The organism is Pedobacter alluvionis (genome assembly GCF_003664035.1).
In the GTDB taxonomy this organism is placed as follows: domain Bacteria; phylum Bacteroidota; class Bacteroidia; order Sphingobacteriales; family Sphingobacteriaceae; genus Pedobacter; species Pedobacter alluvionis.
Genome location: NZ_RCCK01000010.1, coordinates 1320185 through 1341461 on the forward strand (window position 1 = coordinate 1320185; position 21277 = coordinate 1341461).

The following is a 21277-nucleotide window of genomic DNA, read 5'->3' on the forward strand; positions in this document are numbered from 1 at the left end:
TTAAAACCAAAATAACATGAAAAAATTAATAATTTCTGCTTTAATACTTCTACCCGCGCTGGGTTGGGCTCAAAGTGGCGGATACACTATAGCAGGTAAAGTAAAACCACTAGGCATTGCTTCAAAGGCCTATTTAATTTATGCTCCAGATGGTGCCAACAGTGTTAACAGATTCTGCTGAAGTAAAAAGCGGCACCTTTCTATTTAAAGGAATCCTTGCTCGGCCGGTGCAAGCGCAGGTGATCCTTGATCATGCTGGGAAAGGATTAGGAAGCATCGACCATAGCGTTGATGCAATAAATCTATATCTCGAAAAAGGAAACATCGTGCTTGCAGGTGCAGATTCCGTTAAAAATGCAACGATTTCCGGTTCTAAGCTGAACGATGAATATCTTAAATATATCTCAAATTTTGCTGCTCAAGAAAAAGCAATTCAAGCTTTGACTGAAGAATGGAAGACTGCGTCTCCGGATAGGAAAAAAGATCCTGGTTTTAGGCCAGGACTAGAAGAGAGATTTTCTGAAATTTCTGACGAAAAACGGGCAGCTCAAACCGCATTCATTAAAAAGAACCCGGACTCTTATTTTAGCCTGGAGGCCTTACCAGAGGTTGCCGGGTACGAGTTTGATCTTACTAAAGTAGAACCCTTATTTATGGGGCTTTCGCCTGCATTGCGTGCAAGTGCAGAGGGTGTAAGTTTTATGAAGTCTATGGATCGCAGCAGAGCGACATCTACAGGAGCTATGGCTCCCGATTTTATACAGAATGACGTAAATGATAAACCAGTAAAACTGTCGGATTTCAAAGGTAAATATGTGTTGATTGACTTCTGGGCTTCCTGGTGTGGACCTTGTCGCGCAGAAAATCCTGATGTGGTTAAGGCTTACAACGCGTTTAAAGATAAAAACTTCACTGTATTAGGGATATCGCTAGATAAACCTGGTAAAAAAGATGCATGGCTTGCTGCTATTGCTGCCGATGGCTTAACCTGGACACAAGTTTCTGATTTGAAATTTTGGAACAATGCAGTTGCCAAGCAATACAATATTCGTGGAATTCCCCAAAACTTCCTGGTAGACCCAACAGGGAAAATCGTTGGTAAAAGCCTTCGTGGAGCAGATTTATATAAAAAGCTTGAAGAACTTTTAGGGTCAAAAGGAAGGAAGTAGAAATTTTGTGGCTAATTTTCTTAAATGTAATATTTGCTATGGAGAAGCACAACGGTGTTTTCAGTGGAGCAGTTGTAATATTATATTGGTAAATTTCATTGAAATATTAACAGCAAAAAACAAGGAAAACTAGCGGAATTCCTGAAAATGTAAGAAAAGAAAAAATAACTTATTCATCAGACTACTAGATGAACTTAGGTTCAGTGGGATAACTGGTCATGCTGCAAGAAGCTTATATAAAGTTATTATTAACGAAACAAAATTCCAATTGTCGGGATACTACTAGGGATGATATAACATCCCTAGTAGTGATGAATTTCAGACGATATAAAATCATTTTCGTGGACTAAAATAGTTTAACTTTTTAGCAGCGTTCCAAGCTCATCCATTTTTCTTTTCAAATCCGCCAACCGCTTCAAATCACCAATAAAACGGGTTGAAGTTTGTACCATAAATGACCCCTAGTTTTGAGAAGCAGCCTGAAAAGGCTGCTTTTTTTGTTTATAGGGTTCGAGTCCCTTCTTCCGCACGCTATCTATGGGGTCGATCGATCAGTATCTTTTATAATCTTCAAAACGTCATGTAAATAATCTTTGCATGATTAAGTTGTCATGTATAGAAAATTAAATTATATTTACATGATAAAAGTCTCGGATATAAAAACTTTGCATGAAGAAATTGGCCAAATTGAGAAGTGATGTACCTTTTAATGAATTGCCGCCATTGCCTCCTGATCAAATTAAAGTGGAGACCATTCCTGTTTTAAGACAAGTCGTTCAATCTTCAATAGCCCTTTCGGAATTAAAAGGACTAGCCTATACACTCCCTAATTCTTCTATACTTCTGAACGCTGTAATACTTAAAGAAGCTCGTATGAGTTCTGAAATTGAGAATGTAATTACAACCCATGATAAGCTCTATCAAGCATTATCTGCAAGTGGCCCGCAGATAGATCATGCTACGAAGGAGGTTCTACGCTATAGGGAAGCTATGCTCGCCGGGTTTAAAATGATCGTTCAAAAAGGATTTTTGAATACAAACGGAGTATTGGCTATACAGGAAATACTGGAAGAGAACAAAGCAGGACTAAGAAAATTGCCTGGAACCTCATTAAAAAATGCGATTACTGGTGAAGTTATTTACACTCCACCCGATGATTATGATACAATCCTTACATTAATGAAAAACTTAGAGGAGTATATAAACGAAAGTGATGTACTTTCTCCATTGATTAAACTAGCGGTTCAACATTACCAGTTTGAAAGCATACACCCATTTTATGATGGTAACGGTAGGACGGGAAGAATTATTAATGTTCTTTATTTGTGCCTGCACGGGCTTTTAGATAGTCCTGTACTTTATTTAAGTGATTATATCATAAAACATAAACCTGATTATTATAGATTACTTGGAGAAGTTAAGACCAAGGATAATTGGGAGGAATGGATATTATTTATCCTAAAAGCTATCGAGGAAACTTCTAAACAAACCACTGATCAGATTAAATCAATCAATCAGCTCTTTTCAAAATTACAGAATAAAATAAAGGAAGAAGCATCTAAGCTATATAATAAGGACTTATTAGAGTTGTTATTTGAACAACCATACTGTAAAATAGAATTTGTTATCGATCGACTTAATGTTTCAAGGATAACAGCTTCTAAATACCTTAACGGATTAGAAAAGATCGGAATATTGCATTCTAAAAAAGTCTGGAAGGAAACCATATATATCAATATCGAGCTATTTGAGCTTTTGAAAAAATAAACTACTAGTGATGTTATGACGTCACTAGTAGTGATGAATTCAACCCATATGAAAATCATTTTAGTGGACAAAAATTGTTTAGCGCTTTAATAACTTTCCAATCTCGTCCATTTCATCCATTTTTCTTTCTAAATCGGTCAACCGCTTCAAATCAGCCACAAACAGCGTTGAAATTTGTACCATATTCCACCCGAAGGCCCTTTAAGATATCTTAAAGGGCTTTTTTATTTTTAGATCTTTTTCAAATCATTGAATAGAAAGGATTGAAGCCAATTTTTGGTTCGAGCCCCATTTTGGGATCAAGCAAAAAAGTTGGGGATTAATTCTAGGCATAAATTTTAGCTAATCTGAATAAGAAGAATTTTACATTTCTCACACCCCTGAACTGTGTTCTAAATGCTTTTATTTTAGCGTTGAAAGATTCAGCAGATGCATTTGTGCTTCTATTTGTAAAGTATTTTAATATCGTTTCGTAGTTGTTCTGGATTGTTCTTGAAATCTTGTTAAAGAATTTGAATCCGGCGGCTTCTACCTGATTATACCAAATAGCCAGCTTTTTAAAAGCAATTATCCTGTTTTCCTATAAATTATTAGCGCATTTATTATTTAAATTTGAATCTGATAACATTTATGTTGGAAAAGATTTAATTATCAAACAATGATAGAAAATGACACCAAACGACTTTCCAGACTGACTGCAATTCTGATCCAATTGCAAACGAAACGACTTTTGACAGCTTCGGAATTGGCCAACAAATTTTCGGTAAGTGTCAGGACAATTTATCGAGACATAAAAGCATTGCAGCACGCTGGTGTTCCTGTTTTAACAGACGAGGGTAAAGGCTACACCTTAATGGAAGGTTATCGAATTCCGCCAGTAATGTTTACCGAAAGTGAAGCGAATGCATTGATTACGGCTGAACAACTGATCCTAAAAAATAAAGACGCTTCTTTTGTAAAAGAATATTCAGAAGCGATTAACAAGATAAAATCTGTTTTACGCAACAACACCAAAGACAAAGTAAACTGGCTTTCCAACCGAATTGTATTCAGGCAAAACTCAGGCAACAACCGGACAAGCGATTATTTGTCAGCAATCCAATTGGCTTTGACAAATTTTAATCTGATTAAAATAAGATATCATTCGTATGATAATGGCCAAACAACAGAAAGAAACATTGAACCTTTTGCTGTTTACAGCACACAAGAAAATTGGTTACTTATTGGTTTTTGCCTTTTAAGACAAGACTTCAGGTCTTTTCGCCTGGATAGAATTCAAGATTTTACGATACTCAACGAAAAGTTTGAACCACATCAAATGACCTTGCAAGAATATTTTGAAATCTGCAAAGAAAAATATTCTTTGCAACCCCTGACATAGGGTTGTCTCTATCCATTTTTAATTTCGTGGCTTAACAAAAAATAGTTAAAAATGGACAGAATAGACATTGAGCCTTTTAAAGTAATCGGTATTTCGGTAAGAACCACGAATGAAAACAACCAGGCTGGAAAAGATATTGCAGATTTGTGGCACAAATTTATGAACGACAAAATTTTGGAGGCAATTCCAAACAAAATTGACAACACCATATATTCGATATATACGGATTACGAAAGTGACCATACAAAGCCTTATACTACCATATTGGGTTGCAAAGTAACTAGCTTAGAAACTATACCTGAGGGAATGGTAGGCAAATCGTTTGACGGCGGACACTATATAAAACTATCTGCTAAGGGAGATTTAATGAAAGGGTTGATTATCAATAAATGGTTGGAAATTTGGCAAATGAATTTGGAAAGGGTATTCACTGCCGACTTTGAGGTGTTTGGTGAGAAAGCACAAAACCCGGCAGCAGCAGAGATAGATTTTTTGATTGCAGTAAAATAGAGCAAGATGATGGATCAACTTCATAACTTTTATCTGAATAAAGAGGAGCCAAATAAGAGTTGTTTACTTGCATTACGCAATATTATTCTTAAACAAGACACAAATATTACTGAAACGCAGAAGTGGGGTATGCCCTGCTTCTGTTATAAGAAAAAAATGCTTTGCTATTTGTGGACAGATAAAAAAACGGACGAACCTTATCTGCTTTTAGTAGAAGGGAAATTTCTTGACCACCCCGAATTGGAAAAAGGCGAACGTTCCCGAATGAAGATTTTCAGAATTAATCCTCATATAGATTTGCCCATACATACAATTGAAATCATTTTACAACAAGCATTGGACCTATACCGGATGGGCATCATTAAAATCAAGGGTTAAGCCTTATTTCTTTAAAAGAATATCTACCTGTGCTTTAAAAAGCTTTCCAATGGGTACCGTGTAGTTATCAATAAATAACTGATTTCCCTCTATACGCTTGATGTGTTTTGGAACTACCATAAAAGATCTGTGTACCTGAACAAAACTATCAACAGGCATGAGCTCCGAGATGGAAGCTAGTTTTCCACGCGTGGTAATAATTTCTTCTTTGAGCACAATTTTTATATAGTTGCCCGAAGATTCAACAAACAAGATATCATCAATTACAATTTGTATATGTTTGTTATCTGAACGGAGAAAAATTCTTTCCTGCTTTGCATTGCTGACAGCATTTTGAATGTTGGATAGTGTTTTGGGAGTATCGACCCGTGCCTTGTTAACCGCCTTCAAAAAACGTTCGAACGAAAAGGGTTTCAATAAGTAATCAACAATGTTTAGTTCATAACCCTCTAAAGCGTGTTCTTTGTAAGCTGTGGTCACGATTACTTTTGGTAAATTGGGAAGTGTTTTTAAAAAATCAAAACCCTGTAATTTAGGCATATTCAAGTCCAGGAAAATTAAATCTACTGTATGCATACTGAGGTATTCAATGGCTTCGATGGCATCATAGCAGTCTTGCATTAATTGCATATTGGGCAACAACGAACAATATTTTTTGATGATCTCGTGAGCAATCGATTCGTCGTCTACTATAATGTATCTCATACTCATAAAATAAGTTTCAATCTAATTTTGTAAATAGCTGCATGGTTAGCTATTTCCAATTCATGTTTGTTCAAATAAACTAATTCTAGTCGTTTTTTCAAATTATTCAAACCAATACCTCCACTCGCAGACTTTTCTTCGGAATCAAAATTATTTTCTATTTCGAAATCGATGTAGCTTAAGCCAGCTTTTAAACGAATGTAAACAAATGCTCCTTTTCTAAGTCTTTCTACCCCATGCTTAAAGGCATTTTCAACCATAATAATCAATAACAATGGCATAATTTTAATGCCCGGGTCTTCTACATCTACGTCAAAGCGAATATCAATAGTCTTGTGATACCTCATTTTATGCAAATCCATGTAGTTTTCAAGGTAGGTAATTTCATCCGCCAGGCTAACCCAATCCTTTTGTCCTTCGTAAATGCTGTAGCGCATCATGTCTGATAATTTAAGGATTAACAGTTGCGCTTTAGCAGGGTTTAGTTCTACTAATCCGTATAAATTATTTAAGGTATTGAAAAAAAAGTGCGGATTAACCTGACTTTTCAGGTGCATTAATTCGGCCTGGGTTTTATCTTTTTTTAGGCGCAATATGATTTTGATCTGAATAACTAACCAGCGGATCATCCAGACAATCATCGATATGAAAAACAGTAAAATGTAAATGTGATAATCTTCTTCTTTTCCAAAAAAATCGTTAAACACCACAATTAACAGCGTGGTAACGAGGAAAAAGTAAGGCACTAGCTTTTTAATAAATTGCTTATTAACTAGTTTTTGGCGTAAAGTCATTTTACAAAACTACATAATAATTGAGGTGGTAAATAGAATTGTTGCAGACATATCTCATGGTGTGATGAATGCACGATTACTAGTGGCAAAGTGCTTTTGTCCCTCAGTACTGGCTTTTCAAACCCCCACGCCATTCATCTATCCCAGTTGTTCTTTTATCGATTTTATTGCGCATAATATTGGCTCAAAATTTAATCAATTATGCAAGAGCTCATTATTAGCAATCTTTCTAAAACATACAAAAACGGTGTAAAAGCACTTCAAGATATATCATTGCAAATACCCATAGGGATGTATGGCTTACTGGGGCCAAATGGCGCAGGTAAATCTACCTTGATGCGTACCATAGCCACTTTACAGGCAGCTGATTCTGGCAGTATCACGCTAGGTGGTATCGATGTTTTAGCACAGCCTAACGAATTAAAAAAGGTCTTAGGTTATCTGCCGCAACAATTTGGAGTCTATCCGGCATTATCTGCCGAGCTCTTATTAAACCATTTAGCGGTGCTGAAGGGGATTTTGAATAACAAAGAGCGTAAAGAAATGGTACAGGCGCTACTACATAAGGTAAACCTATATGAAGTGCGAAAACAAAAATTGGGCGGGTTTTCCGGAGGTATGAAACAACGTTTTGGCATTGCCCAGGCATTGCTAAACAACCCCAGGTTACTGATGGTAGATGAGCCAACAGCAGGCCTGGATCCTGTTGAACGCAACCGTTTTTACAATCTATTAAGTGAGGTGGGCGAAAATACCATTGTAATTCTTTCTACACATATTGTTGATGATGTAAAAGAACTGTGCTCCCGGATGGCCATTATTAACAAAGGAAAGGTACTTGTTCAGGGCAATCCCGTACAAATTATGGAAAACTTGCAGGGGCGATTGTATGAGAAAATGATACATAAAAACGAATTGGAACAATACAAAAAAGAATACCAGCTGATCAGTGATCGACTGTATTTGGGAAACCAGATAGTTCATGTGCTGAGTGATACACATCCGGGACCTGGCTTCAAACTTATTGATGCCAATTTGGAAGATGTTTATATGTCTCAAATTTTTAACGCTTAACCTACAAACTTATGTTTTACGAATTTTTCATCTTTGAAATTAAATACAGATTAAAGCGACCTGAAACTTATTTCTTCTTTCTGCTGCTATTTTTGTTCTCGGCAGTAGGCGTGGAGTTTGTTTTTCAGGGCATAGATTTAGGATTGGTAAAGAAGAATGCGCCATTGGTGATTGCCAAAACAATGGGTGCAATTACCGGATTATCGATGATTATTGCTTCGATGATTATGGGTGTTCCGGTACTGCGTGATTTTCAGTACGATGTTACTTCGCTCATCTATGTTAATCCAATCGCTAAAAGAGATTACCTGCTGGGTCGTTTCTTAGGGGCTTTTGTGATATTACTTTTTATTTTTAGTGCTGTGTTTTGGGGAATGATGATAGGAGAATTTCTACCTTGGAACAAGCCCAACGAATTTTTCCCTTTTGAATTTATTAATTACCTGCAGCCCTTTATATGGGTGGTTTTGCCTACGTTGTTTTTTGGTGCTGCGGTGTTTTTTGCGACTGGTGCACTCACTAAGAATTTAATGGTTGTGTATACGCAAGGTGTGGTCATTTTTGTATTGTTTATGATTACCAAAGGAATTACGAATGAAGCTTTACAGGCTTTGTTTGATCCCTTTTCACTCACTACCTTAACTCAAGCAACTAATGGCTGGAGCGTAACAGATAGAAATACCTCACTTATTCCTGTATCAGGTATTATGCTACTCAACAAATTTTTCTGGCTGGGTTTGGGCATTTTAGCTTTGACGATTGGCTACATCAAGTTTAAATTAATAGTCGTAAACGAAAAGGTTTCCAATAAAAAGCAACAACAAAAAGTTAAAACCATGCCGGTTATCTTTGCTAAGAACCTACCATCGGTTACACCTGTTTATCATTTAAAGGCACAATTTACCCAGCTATTGCTGAACACCTGGTTTCATAGCTTGTCAATTCTTAAACTCAAATCGTTTTGGGCCATTATTTCGTGTTGTTTCGTTGTTATTTCGGTTAATTCGGTAAGTTTAGGCACTTCTTATGGCGTAGATAGTTATCCAACCACGTATTTTATTATCGAAGAATTGCGGGAGATGTCCATTTACTTCTTTATGATCATTTTAGTTTTTTATGCTGGCGAAATCATGTGGAAGGAAAAAGATGTAAATCTTAATCTCATTCATGATGCTACACCGCTCTCTGGTTTTGTTAATCTGAGCAGCAGATTTATGGGATTACTGCTCATTTATGCCATTGTGATGCTTTCGCTCATTGCTGCTGGTGTGCTTTTTCAAACATTTAACGGCTACTATCATTACGAATTGGATGTCTATTTCTTCGGATTTTTCTTAGAGCTATTCCCATTTCTGGCCTTATACACATTTGCGGCCATATTCTTTCAGGCACTTACGGGTAACAAATTTATGGGGACGCTCGCCACCATCGCCTTTGCCATCATCAACGTGGCTATTGGCGTATTTGGTTTAGAACATGCCTTACTTAACTTTGGCGGACAGGCACTGGCCAGCTATTCTGATATGAATGGTTATGGTCACTTTTTAACGGCCTACATTTGGGTAAAAAATTATTGGGTATTGTTTGGTGTGCTGCTCTTGATTTTTGCGAGTATCTTGATGGCAAAAGGAAACGAAACGAGGTTGATCAGAAGATGGAAAATCGGATTAAAACAAATAGGAAAACCATTGAGGGTTTCCAGTTTAGTTTGTCTCACGCTCTTCATTTGTATTGGAAGTTACATTTTTTACAATACAAATGTGTTAAATGAATTTTGGACCAAGGGCGAGCAAATCGATTTTAGAGCTGGTTACGAAAAAACGTTGAAGCAATTTGAATATATTCCGCAACCAAAAATTACTGCTGTAAAGCTAAAAGTTGATTTGTTTCCTTCACAGAGAGCCTATCAAATTAAAGGTGAATATCTGCTTACCAATACATCTCGAGTTCCTATTGGGCAAATTCATGTGCAAAAGCTCCTCGAATCAAACGTATCATTAACTGATGTAAGTTTTGATCGTGCTGTAACAAGAAACAACAGGTATAAAAAATACCATTACACCATTTACCAATTGAGCCAAGCCTTAGCCCCGGGCCAAACGCTAAAAATGAATTTTAAACAAACCTTGCAATCAAAGGGTTTTGAAACCGATAACTCTGATATAGATGTAGTTGATAACGGTACTTTTTTTGACAATGCGGTATTGCCGGGTTTTGGTTATCAAAAAAAATATGAACTGCAGGATGAGGATGATCGAAAAGATTTCGCACTGCTACCAAGAAAGCAAAAAGCCACGCGTGATGATATAAGAGAATTGACAAATGCACGTAGTGGAAGTGATTCTGATGGCATCAACCTGGATATTCTCATTAGCACAGATGCGCCACAAACAGCACTCACTTCCGGCGACTTAGTGGCAAAATGGAATGCCAATTGTCGCAATTATTTTCATTATAAAACCAATCAACAAATCATCAATTTTTATCCTATGGTATCGTCTGATTATCAGCTGATTAGAGATGCTTATATCCCGATGGGAAATACTGTAAAAAAACCTGTTGATTTAGAGATTTATTACCAAAAAGGGCATGAGTACAACTTGAAACGCATGATGGAATCGATGAAAATGTCTTTAGATTATTACAGTAAAAATTTCAGTCCTTACCAATACCAGCAACTCCGTATTGTAGAGTTTCCAAGGTATAGAACCTTTGCCCAATCGCTACCTGGCATTATTCCTTTTTCGGAGGCTATTGGTTTTGTGATGAACATTGATGATCAAAAAGATGTGGACATGGCATTTTACGTTACTGCCCATGAGGTGGCGCACCAATGGTGGGGTTTACAACTGGAAGCTGCAAACGTACAGGGACAAAATATGATTTTAGAAACACTGGCACAATATTCGGCAATGATGGTGCTTAAAGAGAAATATTCCGGGAAAAAAGTGCAGCAATTTTTAAAGTTCCAATTGGATGAATACAACGAAGCTAAGTTAAAGTCCAGCAAGAAAGAGCTACCATTGGCCTTGGTTGAAAATGAAGAACATATTTACTACAACAAAGGCGCAATTGCGATGTATCAATTGCAGCAACAAATTGGGGAAGAGAACGTGAACAAGGCTTTACATGGCTTTTTGGCTGATTGGCGTTCTTTTAACAACCCGAAAAAGGTAAATCGTTATGCAACTACGTTAGATCTAATTCAGTATTTTCGGGAAGTGACGCCAGATGCGAAGCAACACTTTTTAACAGGTTTGTTTGAGCAAGTTGGAGATATGAAATAGGATGCTAGTTAACAGGTAAAAACATTTTCTTTTGTCAGTCTTGCAATGGTTGGGCTAGTTAAATGACTTCCTGTATTCAACTGGTGTTTTGCTTGTTTTATTTTTAAACAACCTGTTGAACGATTGAGAATATTCAAAACCTAACTGAAAAGCGATTTCACTCACGGAAAGTTCTGTTGTGGTCAGGAGGTCCTTTGCATATTCGATCAGTTTTTCATGAATCAGTTGTTGTGTGGTTTGCCCTGTAATTTGTTTAAGGCAGTCACTTAAATATTTGGTAGAGAGATTTAATTCCTGAGCAAGATCATTTGCTGTTGGCAATCCTTTGTTATTGGCATTTTCAAAATAGACATTCAATATTTGCTCTACCCTAACTAGCATTTCGCTGCTGTTTATTTTTCGGGTAATAAACTGCCTGTTATAGTAACGGTTACAGTAGGACAACAACAAATCGACATAAGCAATAACAACATCCTGACTAAAATTGTCTATGGGCAGCAGGTATTCCTTTTCAATACACTCAAATATATTTTCAAGTGCCTTTTGTTCTTCCTCGGAGACCAACAGTGCTTCGTTAACAGCATAATCAAAAAAGCCAAAGGTTTTTATTTTCTGACTTAGTGGATGAGGTCTTAAAAAGTTGGGGTGAATGGACAAGTGCCAGCCAGCAGTAGCAAAAGAAAAATCCTCATCAATAATACTCACCTGTTTTGGGGCAAAACAGGAAATGATACCTTCATCAAAATCAAATCTATTTTGCCCGTATTGGATCTTGCAGGGACAAGCTTTTTTCAAAGTAACCTGGTAAAAATCAGTTATTATCTTGGTGCGTTGGTTATTCTTGATCTTAGGGAAATCCTCGAAGCGTATCATACTGAACAGCGGATGCCTAGGTTTTGCAATTCCAAGCAGATCGTGCTGTTGCGACATCGTTTTAATGTGTATGGTTTGGTAATCGGCTTTCAATTCAAACTTGTTTTAGTCAAATTTACACATTATAGCCCTAATTTTTTGCGGTACATTTTCGCAAAAATACTTGTAATCAGTCTATTTGGTAGTATGGCTGTCAATTTTACAGTAAGGCGGTTCAATTTACCCGATATAGCGAAATTTTTTCTGCTGTCTAATGCATTTAACGCTTCCTGCGCAACTTGTTGGGGCGTTTGTGTGGGCGCATTTTTATAGTCAGCACTCAAACCCACTGCTTTTTCGTTGTCGATACCTGCTGCACTGTTAAAATTAGTTTTGGTTAGTCCGGGGCAGAACAGTAATATATGAACCTTGTGGGGTTTGCATTCTTGAGTGATGGCTTCGGTAAAAGACCGCACAAATGCCTTGGTGGCCGCATAAGTTGCCATATAAGGAACTGGTGCAAAGGCAGCCAAAGAGGCTATATTCACGATAGTGCCCTTTTTTCGCTGTTGCATTTGAGGTAAAAACAGATGCGTGAGCGCTACCAGGGATATGATATTTAGCTGTAGCATATTCAGTTCTGAAGGTAAGGATAGTTCCGAAAACTCACCTCCTGATCCGATGCCTGCATTGTTAATCAGCATTTCTACTTCCAATCCACGTTGCTGTGTTTCCTCAAAGACCTCTTCCGCAGCTCCGGTTTTTGACAGGTCGGCTGCAATAAACTGGGCCTGAATGCCAAATTGCCCGTGCAGTTGTTTGCAGAGTTTTTCAAGCTTTTCAGCATTCCGTGCAATAAGCAACAGGTTTTGTTTTCTTTGTGCGAACCCATTTGCAATGGCTTCGCCAATTCCGCCTGAAGCTCCAGTGATTAATGTTACTTTCATAATTACAATATTTTAATTACACAAAGATGGGCAGGCGAATTCGCTTAAATGTATCCGCAAGTCGGAAGCTTGTGTCTGAAAGGCGGTTCTGAAACCCGGATTTGCAACGCAAATGAAATTGCTAATTATAGTGCCCGCAAGAGTTGAAATTATAGATCATTCGCAAACGCATATATCAACTCATTTTCTAAATTCCAAACAGTAAAGATATGGAAGCTTTTAATGGTAAAATTGTAGCTATAAAAATAGACAATAAAATTACGGGGCTAAATGCTTTGGTCGCTGAAAAAAGGTTTATTGAAAAAAAGTCAATGAAATTAAACAAAGTAATGCGAAATAATAATATTTGATTTTTGAACGCCGTAAATATCTCAGATATTCGAATATTGGTAGTTTAGAGTGCTAATTAGTTTCTGTTACGGGCATAGCAAGTAACGAAAACTAAACCATAAACGTTTTGCAGCTACCCGAAGGTGGCGATTTCGAAGCAATCACTGTCAACCAAGCAGAAACTTTGATAGATGCATAAAGCTTGATTTAACCAATGAACCGCCACTTTTTGGTAGCTGCTGTTGGTGGTAATTATATTTTATATGAAATCATTATTGAGGTCTTAACTGTTCAATGATTTTAGCGTCAACCCAATAATCTTTAGTCTCCCAATATGTACTTCCATCCTCCTTTACTTTTTCTTCTGACCTTGTAAAAAGCAAATATTTTCCGTCAGGTGTTAACCTCGCACCATTTTCTACTAATTCTGAATTTATCTTATCTCCCATATTAATAGCTGAACCCCATGAACCATCTTGCTGTTGAAAACTGATATAAATGTCAGACTTACCATATCCATCTTCTCGTTCGCCATCCCATATTAAGTAGGATTCATCAGGTGCTATAAAAGGGTGGGCGACCAATTTCCCTGAGTTAATCTCCTTGCCGAGTAGTTTTGGTTCTTCACGTTTACCGTCTTTAATCCTTGATATACGGATTCCTTCATCGGTTTTATAATCATCAAAAACAATAGTCCCATTAGCGGATGTTGACAACACCATAATGCCCAAATCTTTTCTGTCGAACATTGGGCCCAGGCTTTTTAGCTTTGACCAACCAGAATCTGTACGTTCAATATAGTTATGCCTTGAGTATAAGATGTTGCTATTTTCAGCACCACTGGGTTGAAAAGTATATTTACTGGCTCTGTAATAATTTTCTTCCTGGCGATAAACAACAACAGCAGGCTGAAAAGGGTCATTACCTGAGTAAGTGAAGTAAAACTCTTCCATATCCAAAGAGTCCTCGTTTCCTAGTTTCCAATCTTCAGAAGTACTCTTTTTAGGAACAAAAACTTCAGGATTTAGTCCTGGTGGCTTATACCCAAAGTATAGATTTTCGGCTATCGAAGAATTATTCTTTTTTGTTTCTGGTTTCTTAGTGTTGCAAGCATTTGAGAATATTACAAATGCCAGTGCTAAAAGTTTAATTATGTTTTTGTTCATTGTTCAATTAGTTTTAATTGCCGCCAACTAACTTCTTTTTTACTTAATGATTTCTAATTTCTGAATCATTGCTTTTGCTGATTCTGAATTGGGATCTAATGCTAAAGCTTTCTTGTATGATTTTAGCGCGTTTTCTTTATCGCGGTTTATAAAATAGGCTTCACCTAAACTATCCCAGGTATTTGCATTATCTGGAAACAATCTTGCATTTTCTTCGAATACAATAATAGCATTATCAACTGATTTTTCCTTTAAAAAAGCATAGCCAATTTTATTTAAAAGAATATTCTTATTGCTCTTCGCAGTTTTGTTAATGGCATCTACATAAGCATTTACCAAAGCTGTTTTTTCATTTGTTTTAATGTCTGGATGTACACCTTTTCCTTCCCAATTGGTTTTTGTTACCGGATGAATGGCTTGGATGTACGGCATAGAAATTGTAAACTCATCGTTCAAATTAATTCGTTTGGTTCGGTTCGCACCTCCGCCCGTAACCTCACCAACTACGGTTGCTTTACCTAAATGTTTTAACGTGTAGGCAAATGCCTCAGCTGCAGAAAATGTTTTCTTGCTCGTTAAAATGTAAATAGGCTTACTCGTACTTCGTTTTCCAGCTACTTTAACCAGCGAATAAAGTTGGGTTTTTGTGTTAGTTTTTCGTTCATAAAAATCACTTAATAAAACAGGTGTTTCGTCAAAGAAATAACTGGATAATAATTGCATCATGTCGGGGACACCACCTCCATTTGTACGCAGATCGATAATAATTGCATTTGTATTGCTTAAAAAATTCATCGTAGCTGTTGCGGTTTCTTCAGCGTATTTTATATCTGCAAACATGCGTAAATTCAGATAGCCAATATTTCCCTCTAATATTTTTGCTTCTGTAAATCCATAATTAATTTCTGCCATTTGCATAGCCATTTTTTTCCCGGCTTCAATTTTCATTTCTTCCGAAACAACACGCCTTTCTTGTAAAATATGTTCTGGTTCAAATCGTACTTTAAGGTGTAGGTCTTTACTTATACGTTGTAAATCTTCGGTTAGTGTTTTAGAAAACACATCAGGATCGGTGATTTTATCATAATTCTTCGAATTCTTATCCAGCTCAATTACCATTTTCTTCGCTAAATCTGCATCAATATATGATTCTTGTAAATGTGTTTTTATAGAAGTAATAACAGTATTTTTTTCTTTCGCCTGCAATTCATTTTTTTTGTCTTGCGCTATTACGGCTTGGCTATTAACAACTAGCATTAAGAGCATTATTCTAAAATAGGTTTTCATCATCTTTGTAATTTTTCAACAAACTTATGGGCAAAAAAAATGGTGAAAAGTTTTTTTCATAAACATAGTGGTAACCGTCACATACAGTTGATTTATGCATACAAATCAGTTTGACGTAGAAATGAATATCGTTTGCGCTATTTTTGAGTGAGTTGGTGCTTATTGTAAAATAAACAGCGCAATTATCTTTAGTTTTGACTTATGATTGCATTTCTCAAAAAATACCGGGCCTTTATATATGGGTTACTGATCCATCGGTTATTGGTTGTTTTTTTATTGCACTTCAATTTAATTTATATAGACAATTCGGCAATATTGTCAAATGCCTTGAGTTTTATTATGAGTTGGTTACTCATTTCCTTGCCAATCCACTATTTTTCATTTTTAAAAAAGCATAAAACAGTTAGCTTAAAGTTGGCTGTACTGCTTTTAATTTTTTTTGCGATTATCGTAAATGATGCAAATTCTAAAATAGCCGACAATCCGATAACCTTTGTTGGATTGGTAGGCATTGGTCTATATTTTTTTTCCATTGTCGCAGCCTCATATTTCAAGAAAAATGCATTAATTATAGTCAGTTTTTACATTTTGGCATTAGGGTATTTCTATTATATAAGAGTTTACATCAATGATGAGCATACTTATCTGCAACAAGAAAAAGAGATTAAAATCATCTTAACTGCTCCTTTTTTTGTAATGCTTTTAACCTGGTTATACCAGCAATGGAAATGGTTAAAAACTGTAGAATCAAAGAAAGCTAAAGCAGAATTATCCTTATTAAAAAGCCAAATTAACCCACACTTTTTTTTCAATACTTTAAACAATTTGTATGGACTAATAATCGAAAAATCTGATGATGCCCCAACTGTTGTTTTAACATTGTCTGACCTGATGCGTTATACCATTTATATGGGCAAGGAAGATCTTGTACCCTTAAAAGATGAAATAGATTACTTAAAAAATTACATTGAATTGCATAAAATTCGATATAGAAAAGCTGTTGATATTGTTTTTAACTATGCTGAAGTTACGAATTGTCAGGTTGCACCACTACTATTCATTATTCCTTTAGAAAATGCATTTAAACATGGCGTAGAAAGTTTAACAGAAAATGCATTTATCCATATTCGAATGAGCGTTGATAATGGCATAATTGATTTTGAAATAGAAAATAACTTCGAAGAAACTGAAGTGAATAAAAGCGTTGGTATTGGAATAGATAATTTAAAACAGCGTTTAAAATTATTATATCCAGATAGGCATAACATTCAAATTGAACTTAAAGATTCTGTTTATAAATTCAATCTAAAAATAGAAACCAGATGATACGCTATTTAATTATTGATGATGAACCTATCGCACATCGGATTATTGAAAACTATGGTGAAAATTTGCCCCATTTGGTAAAGGTAGGAAATTGCTATAATGCCTTTGAAGCTATGCAGGTTTTAAATGAAAGTGCGGTTGACTTGTTATTTTTAGATATCAATATGCCCAAACTATCCGGTTTCGATTTTTTAAAATCACTAGCCAGTCCGCCCAAAATAATCGTCACTACAGCTTACAAAGAGTTTGCTTTAGAAGGTTACGAACTTAATATTTCAGACTATCTGCTTAAACCATTTAGTTTTGAGCGTTTTATAAAAGCAATTAACAAAACAATAGATGCTTCGCCAAATAAGAAAAGCATGGCAAACCTGATAACCGAAACTAAACCAGATGTGGGCAGCTTTTTTCTAAAAGGTGATAAAAAGCATCATCAAATTCATTTTGAAGATTTATTATTTGTAGAAGCTTATGGGCATTTTACTAAAGTGTATTTAAAGGATGATATGATTATTAGTTCCCAAAAAATTTCTGATTTTGAAAAAATGCTACCAACATTAGATTTTTTAAGGATTCATAAATCCTTTATTGTTTCAAAAAATAAAATTAGATATATAGAGGGCAATAGGGTATTAATCGATCAGCACAAAATACCCATTGGACAAACCTATAAAGAGAATATTAATAAATTTTTCTAAATAGTATGTTCAGTTAATTTGTTTGCCTTAAAGGCAATTGGTTTAATTGATGATCTCTATTAACGGATAATCTCTCCAAATCTGCCTATTTCAATCAATTCGTCCACAAAATGGTTCGAATTACGCACCGCTACTGACCCTAAGTTTTGAAAGCAGTTCTGAAAAGAGTTGCTTTTTTGTTTAAGCCGTTTATTTCAATTAATTATGTAATATTTGATCATATAAAAATCGTTAATTTACGAAATTAAGTGATTTTTGACGCCTGTTTTTAAGCGCTTTAACACTTAAGTTTTTGATTTACTAAAGTTGTAAAAACCCTTAATTTGTGATTTTCCAATCTCTTCATAAATTTGCGGACATGATGCGAAAACTTCTTCTACAATGTTTTTTAGTTTTAATTGTTACAATCCAGGCAAGTGTATCGTATGCGCAAAAAATATTTTCCATACAAACAGATCCCAGAGTTGAAGCACTAAGCATATTTTACACACTGGCTACCGCTGATACACTCGAAACGAAACCGACGCCATCAACTTACTATCGTGATGTTAAAGCCTATTTTAGAAAGTATAATGATAATCCGTCTTTAAACTGGTATAGAAAACTGGAAAATTGGGACGGACCTGATATGGCTTCGTTAGGTCTTTTTTTGTCAAAAGCGTATCCATTTAAATTAGTCATTAAGCCTGATGTCAATTACGTTAGGAATGCACCATTGGATACATTTCTATTTCGGTTCAATACTTTCTACAAAAATTGTCAGGTAGCAAAATTTATCAAAAAACATTTGCCAGAATACGATCGAATCAATAAGAAAGCAGAATTATATATCAGGAAAAGCGGGATACTTAATTCTGTGGATTCCTTTTATAGGTCGAACCGAAACGGTGAATATATCATTTACACTGATATCTTATGCAACCATGGCAGTAATGCGGTCTCCACAAAGGATAAGAGCTTTGCAGGAAAGATCATAACTAAAGCCGGTTATATTGAAGATAAATCAAAAAAGCTGACAGATGATGATCCGGTAAACTTTGAACCGGCATTAAATGTGGTTGCTCATGAATGTAGTCATATCTACCTGAAAAGCTTCGTAACTAAATATCATGATCGATTATCTAAAATCAAAAATAACTTCCTGACCACAGCTAAAGGAAAAAAAATGCCTGATGAGCAATGGGAAAATGAAATTGACGAATTGCTTGTGAGGACTTGTGTCGCAAAAATACTAGCTCAAAAATTTGGAAAGGAAAGCGGTGAAGCAGAGATTTCTAATCAGGCAAAGCATTTTAAATGGGCAAATGATTTATATCTGTTTATGGATAAATACACGGAGCATAGCGACCGATATAAAAGCATTGAAGATTTCTATCCTGAATTGGTTTCTTTTTTGGAAAACAAAACCAATAGCTAAATTTGAGGCTTTTAGAGGATGAAAATTCAAAACATCATACCATATTGATTTTTTTGTTGTTAGTATGCTGTGCAAATAATGGCAAAAAATTAAGTTGAGATGTTTAAGACATGAAATAACTTAAAATGTTAACGACCTATTTTGAAAAGAGAGAAAAGTAACACGCTTATTTAGCCAAAGAATTCAAAATATACGTTGATTATCTTCCTGAAATCATTTCCTGAAAAGAAATGCAGTGCTGGTGGGGGTATAAAATCCACATAGTTTGTTTAGTGTGAATTTGTATATGGCCTTAACTTTCAGTTTGTTAGCTGGTTTTTGGCCCACGAGCCAGAATTTCCTGTAACTATTGGCCAAAATCACCGTCTTTACCAGTATCTTATTAATACTTTTTTATATGAAAATTTCAGCACGTATTTTAATTATCCCGATCTTATTTAGTCTGGCCTTCACCTCAGCGCACGCGCAGGAATTATCTGCTTCTGACAGTATTGATGTTTTTCTGAAAACCAAAATGCGGGAACGCAATATTCCTGCGCTCCAGATAGCTGTGGTAAGAAATGATAAAATGGTTAAGGACACCACTTTTGGTGTCGCCAACCTGGAGTACAATATCAAAGCTAATAACGAAACTGTTTTTTCCATCAATTCTATTACCAAGGCCTTTGTTGGTATTGCCATTATGCAGTTGAGTGAAGCGGGTAAGTTGAAGATCTCTGATCCTATATCTCTACACTTGGATGGTTTGCCTGAAGCCTGGAAGAAAATTACCATTAAGCAGGCAATGAGCCATATTTCTGGCCTGCCAGATATGATGGATGCCGATGAGCAGGTTTTGGGACATAACGATGAGCGAGAGGCTATGGAAAAAGTTAAAGCTTTACCGATGGCTTTTAATGCTGGTGAAAAATTTAGCTATAACCAGACTGGCTATGTGCTTTTAGGACAGTTGATGACTAAATTAAGCGGCATGCATTTTACGCAATTTATACAGGAACGTCAATTTGATGTGGCGGGAATGCCCTTGACCCGATTTGGCGATTCGTATGATGTTATTCCGAACTATGCAGGTGCTTATACAATGACCAGGCAAATGGGCGATAACTTTGTCCGGAATAAAGTGCCGGGTCATGCTTATATGCAGTTTCCGGTCTTTTTTAGAACTGCCGCGGGTATTCAATCCACTGCAACTGATCTGGCCCATTGGATTATGGCTATAAATGGTGGAAAGTTACTGAAGAGACCGTCCAGTATTGATTCTTTATGGAAGCCGGCTGTGCTGAATAATGGTAAAATCGGCGGCTTCAACCACCTTACAAACGGCTATGCGCTGGGTTGGCCCACTGTTACCCGAGAAGAGCATCCTGCTGTTGGCCCGGTGGGCGGAGGAAGATCTGCTTTATTTGTTTATCTAAAAGACAACCTTTCTATTGTCGTACTCACCAACCTGATGCAGGGAAACCCGGATCAGTTTATTGATGAGATCGCAGGTTATTATATTCCGGAAATGCACCAGGTTAATGGCTTTGGTTTGCCATCAAACCTAAAAAAGCTGCGGGCTGAACTGTTAAAAAAGGGTTTTGAAAAAGGTGTTGAGGTGGTTTCTGAATTAAAAAAGAAAGACCGATCTTTTCAGGTTTCGGAAAATGAGCTAAACGGCTGGGGTTATCAGCTTTTGTCTCAAAAGAATTTTAAAGCGGCATTGTCTGTTTTTAAATTAAATGTGGCCCTATATCCTCAAAGTGCGAATGCTTACGATAGCCTGGCTGAAACATTTGAAATGTTGGATAGCAAGGCTGAGGCATTGGCAAACTATAAAAAGTCACTGGCACTAGATCCGAAAAATAAACACGCAGCCGAGCGTATAGATGCACTTGCAAAAAACTAGTTAATCTGTACTTGCCATATATAACCTGTTTTATTCGATAAAATATCTTGTATTAACTTTTATAAATATTAATATATCGAAGATAAACCCATGGGTGGGAATTTCAACAGAAAAGTCCTGGATAGTATTAAATTAATAACAATCTTAGCTTATGATGTAGTTTAATATGTTTTTCTTTGTATAAGAAAAAAAAGGTATTTTGCATTTTTGCACTTACATCTGTTGTGGATTTGCCAAGTATACACTAACTGCTACAAAATTTTAGGTAAAATTTTGTCTTTTTACATAAACGCAAAGTTAC

The 21277-nt window shown here is 36.1% G+C and carries 20 protein-coding genes; 13 read left to right on the plus strand and 7 right to left on the minus strand.

Translation table 11 applies throughout. The features are described 5' to 3' along the window. Positions 1–16 precede the first annotated feature (16 nt). From BCL90_RS25580 to BCL90_RS05880, 3 genes are all read left to right on the plus strand, one after another. Positions 17–181: a hypothetical protein gene (locus BCL90_RS25580; protein WP_166792180.1), complete on the plus strand. Its 165-nt coding sequence runs from the start codon at positions 17–19 to the stop codon at positions 179–181. Continuing rightward, positions 150–1169 carry a TlpA disulfide reductase family protein gene (locus BCL90_RS05875; protein ID WP_166792181.1) on the plus strand — a complete coding sequence of 340 codons (1020 nt, stop codon included), beginning with the start codon at positions 150–152 and terminating at the stop codon, positions 1167–1169. Before BCL90_RS25580 ends, BCL90_RS05875 begins: the two co-directional genes overlap by 32 nt. A gap of 669 nt (positions 1170–1838) precedes the next feature. Further along, positions 1839–2936: a Fic family protein gene (locus tag BCL90_RS05880; RefSeq protein WP_121283068.1), complete on the plus strand. Its 1098-nt coding sequence runs from the start codon at positions 1839–1841 to the stop codon at positions 2934–2936. 325 nt (positions 2937–3261) lie between these two features. Here the strand turns inward: BCL90_RS05880 and BCL90_RS05885 are convergent, their stop codons facing one another. After that, entirely contained in the window at positions 3262–3507 is a 246-nt protein-coding gene (locus tag BCL90_RS05885; protein WP_208529867.1) for a transposase, read from the minus strand. Positions 3508–3594: 87 nt separating this feature from the next. Here BCL90_RS05885 and BCL90_RS05890 point away from each other — a divergent pair, with 87 nt between their 5' ends. Genes BCL90_RS05890 through BCL90_RS05900 form a run of 3 tightly spaced genes read left to right on the plus strand, consistent with a single transcriptional unit; the run spans position 3595 to position 5205 of the window. Continuing rightward, complete coding sequence (locus BCL90_RS05890) at positions 3595–4317, plus strand: helix-turn-helix transcriptional regulator (RefSeq protein ID WP_121283069.1); 723 nt, start codon at positions 3595–3597, stop codon at positions 4315–4317. Between the two features lie 51 nt (positions 4318–4368). Further along, on the plus strand, positions 4369–4827 hold the full coding sequence (locus BCL90_RS05895) for a GyrI-like domain-containing protein (RefSeq protein ID WP_121283070.1): 459 nt from the start codon (positions 4369–4371) through the stop codon (positions 4825–4827). 6 nt (positions 4828–4833) lie between these two features. Continuing rightward, a complete protein-coding gene (locus BCL90_RS05900) occupies positions 4834–5205 on the plus strand; it encodes a DUF1801 domain-containing protein (protein WP_244095058.1) in 372 nt (123 codons plus the stop codon). A 3-nt stretch (positions 5206–5208) separates the two neighbouring features. Here BCL90_RS05900 and BCL90_RS05905 read toward each other — a convergent pair whose 3' ends face one another. Both BCL90_RS05905 and BCL90_RS05910 read right to left on the minus strand, forming a co-directional pair. Then, complete coding sequence (locus BCL90_RS05905) at positions 5209–5910, minus strand: LytR/AlgR family response regulator transcription factor (RefSeq protein ID WP_121283071.1); 702 nt, start codon at positions 5908–5910, stop codon at positions 5209–5211. 2 nt (positions 5911–5912) lie between these two features. After that, complete coding sequence (locus BCL90_RS05910; RefSeq protein ID WP_208529852.1) at positions 5913–6656, minus strand: sensor histidine kinase; 744 nt, start codon at positions 6654–6656, stop codon at positions 5913–5915. 249 nt (positions 6657–6905) lie between these two features. Here BCL90_RS05910 and BCL90_RS05915 point away from each other — a divergent pair, with 249 nt between their 5' ends. Together BCL90_RS05915 and BCL90_RS05920 are read left to right on the plus strand one after the other, a co-directional pair. After that, a complete protein-coding gene (locus BCL90_RS05915; RefSeq protein WP_121283073.1) occupies positions 6906–7778 on the plus strand; it encodes an ABC transporter ATP-binding protein in 873 nt (290 codons plus the stop codon). An 11-nt stretch (positions 7779–7789) separates the two neighbouring features. Beyond that, entirely contained in the window at positions 7790–11065 is a 3276-nt protein-coding gene (locus BCL90_RS05920) for a M1 family aminopeptidase (RefSeq protein WP_121283074.1), read from the plus strand. Positions 11066–11119: 54 nt separating this feature from the next. Here the strand turns inward: BCL90_RS05920 and BCL90_RS05925 are convergent, their stop codons facing one another. Both BCL90_RS05925 and BCL90_RS05930 read right to left on the minus strand, forming a co-directional pair. Continuing rightward, positions 11120–12031: a helix-turn-helix domain-containing protein gene (locus BCL90_RS05925; protein ID WP_244095059.1), complete on the minus strand. Its 912-nt coding sequence runs from the start codon at positions 12029–12031 to the stop codon at positions 11120–11122. Positions 12032–12060: 29 nt separating this feature from the next. Next, the gene (locus tag BCL90_RS05930; protein ID WP_121283075.1) at positions 12061–12864 is read right to left on the minus strand and encodes an SDR family NAD(P)-dependent oxidoreductase; all 804 of its coding nucleotides are present in this window, start codon (positions 12862–12864) and stop codon (positions 12061–12063) included. Positions 12865–13073: 209 nt separating this feature from the next. Between BCL90_RS05930 and BCL90_RS25585 the strand changes: the two genes are divergently transcribed. After that, positions 13074–13214, plus strand: a complete 141-nt coding sequence (locus tag BCL90_RS25585) for a hypothetical protein (RefSeq protein ID WP_166792182.1) — start codon at positions 13074–13076, stop codon at positions 13212–13214. A gap of 252 nt (positions 13215–13466) precedes the next feature. Here BCL90_RS25585 and BCL90_RS05935 read toward each other — a convergent pair whose 3' ends face one another. Beyond that, positions 13467–14360: a PD40 domain-containing protein gene (locus BCL90_RS05935; protein ID WP_121283076.1), complete on the minus strand. Its 894-nt coding sequence runs from the start codon at positions 14358–14360 to the stop codon at positions 13467–13469. Positions 14361–14399: 39 nt separating this feature from the next. After that, positions 14400–15617 (minus strand): S41 family peptidase, encoded by a 1218-nt coding sequence (locus tag BCL90_RS05940; RefSeq protein WP_166792183.1) that lies wholly within the window; start codon positions 15615–15617, stop codon positions 14400–14402. 369 nt (positions 15618–15986) lie between these two features. Between BCL90_RS05940 and BCL90_RS05945 the strand changes: the two genes are divergently transcribed. From BCL90_RS05945 to BCL90_RS05960, 4 genes are all read left to right on the plus strand, one after another. Next, positions 15987–16973, plus strand: coding sequence for a sensor histidine kinase (locus BCL90_RS05945; protein WP_166792184.1), 987 nt, complete (start codon positions 15987–15989; stop codon positions 16971–16973). Beyond that, positions 16970–17671, plus strand: coding sequence for a LytR/AlgR family response regulator transcription factor (locus BCL90_RS05950; RefSeq protein WP_121283079.1), 702 nt, complete (start codon positions 16970–16972; stop codon positions 17669–17671). The genes BCL90_RS05945 and BCL90_RS05950 overlap by 4 nt, the downstream gene beginning before the upstream one ends. A gap of 358 nt (positions 17672–18029) precedes the next feature. After that, positions 18030–19088 carry a DUF4932 domain-containing protein gene (locus BCL90_RS05955; RefSeq protein ID WP_121283080.1) on the plus strand — a complete coding sequence of 353 codons (1059 nt, stop codon included), beginning with the start codon at positions 18030–18032 and terminating at the stop codon, positions 19086–19088. Between the two features lie 397 nt (positions 19089–19485). Further along, positions 19486–20976, plus strand: coding sequence for a serine hydrolase (locus BCL90_RS05960; protein WP_121283081.1), 1491 nt, complete (start codon positions 19486–19488; stop codon positions 20974–20976). Positions 20977–21277 lie beyond the last annotated feature (301 nt).

Coding starts and splice junctions, on each gene's coding strand:
- BCL90_RS25580 (WP_166792180.1), top strand. CDS start 17: ATGAAAAAATTAATAATTTCTGCTTTAATACTTCTACCCGCGCTGGGT.
- BCL90_RS05875 (WP_166792181.1), top strand. CDS start 150: ATGGTGCCAACAGTGTTAACAGATTCTGCTGAAGTAAAAAGCGGCACC.
- BCL90_RS05880 (WP_121283068.1), top strand. CDS start 1,839: ATGAAGAAATTGGCCAAATTGAGAAGTGATGTACCTTTTAATGAATTG.
- BCL90_RS05890 (WP_121283069.1), top strand. CDS start 3,595: ATGATAGAAAATGACACCAAACGACTTTCCAGACTGACTGCAATTCTG.
- BCL90_RS05895 (WP_121283070.1), top strand. CDS start 4,369: ATGGACAGAATAGACATTGAGCCTTTTAAAGTAATCGGTATTTCGGTA.
- BCL90_RS05900 (WP_244095058.1), top strand. CDS start 4,834: ATGATGGATCAACTTCATAACTTTTATCTGAATAAAGAGGAGCCAAAT.
- BCL90_RS05905 (WP_121283071.1), bottom strand. CDS start 5,910: ATGAGATACATTATAGTAGACGACGAATCGATTGCTCACGAGATCATC.
- BCL90_RS05915 (WP_121283073.1), top strand. CDS start 6,906: ATGCAAGAGCTCATTATTAGCAATCTTTCTAAAACATACAAAAACGGT.
- BCL90_RS05920 (WP_121283074.1), top strand. CDS start 7,790: ATGTTTTACGAATTTTTCATCTTTGAAATTAAATACAGATTAAAGCGA.
- BCL90_RS05930 (WP_121283075.1), bottom strand. CDS start 12,864: ATGAAAGTAACATTAATCACTGGAGCTTCAGGCGGAATTGGCGAAGCC.
- BCL90_RS25585 (WP_166792182.1), top strand. CDS start 13,074: ATGGAAGCTTTTAATGGTAAAATTGTAGCTATAAAAATAGACAATAAA.
- BCL90_RS05935 (WP_121283076.1), bottom strand. CDS start 14,360: ATGAACAAAAACATAATTAAACTTTTAGCACTGGCATTTGTAATATTC.
- BCL90_RS05940 (WP_166792183.1), bottom strand. CDS start 15,617: ATGCTAGTTGTTAATAGCCAAGCCGTAATAGCGCAAGACAAAAAAAAT.
- BCL90_RS05945 (WP_166792184.1), top strand. CDS start 15,987: ATGAGTTGGTTACTCATTTCCTTGCCAATCCACTATTTTTCATTTTTA.
- BCL90_RS05950 (WP_121283079.1), top strand. CDS start 16,970: ATGATACGCTATTTAATTATTGATGATGAACCTATCGCACATCGGATT.
- BCL90_RS05955 (WP_121283080.1), top strand. CDS start 18,030: ATGATGCGAAAACTTCTTCTACAATGTTTTTTAGTTTTAATTGTTACA.
- BCL90_RS05960 (WP_121283081.1), top strand. CDS start 19,486: ATGAAAATTTCAGCACGTATTTTAATTATCCCGATCTTATTTAGTCTG.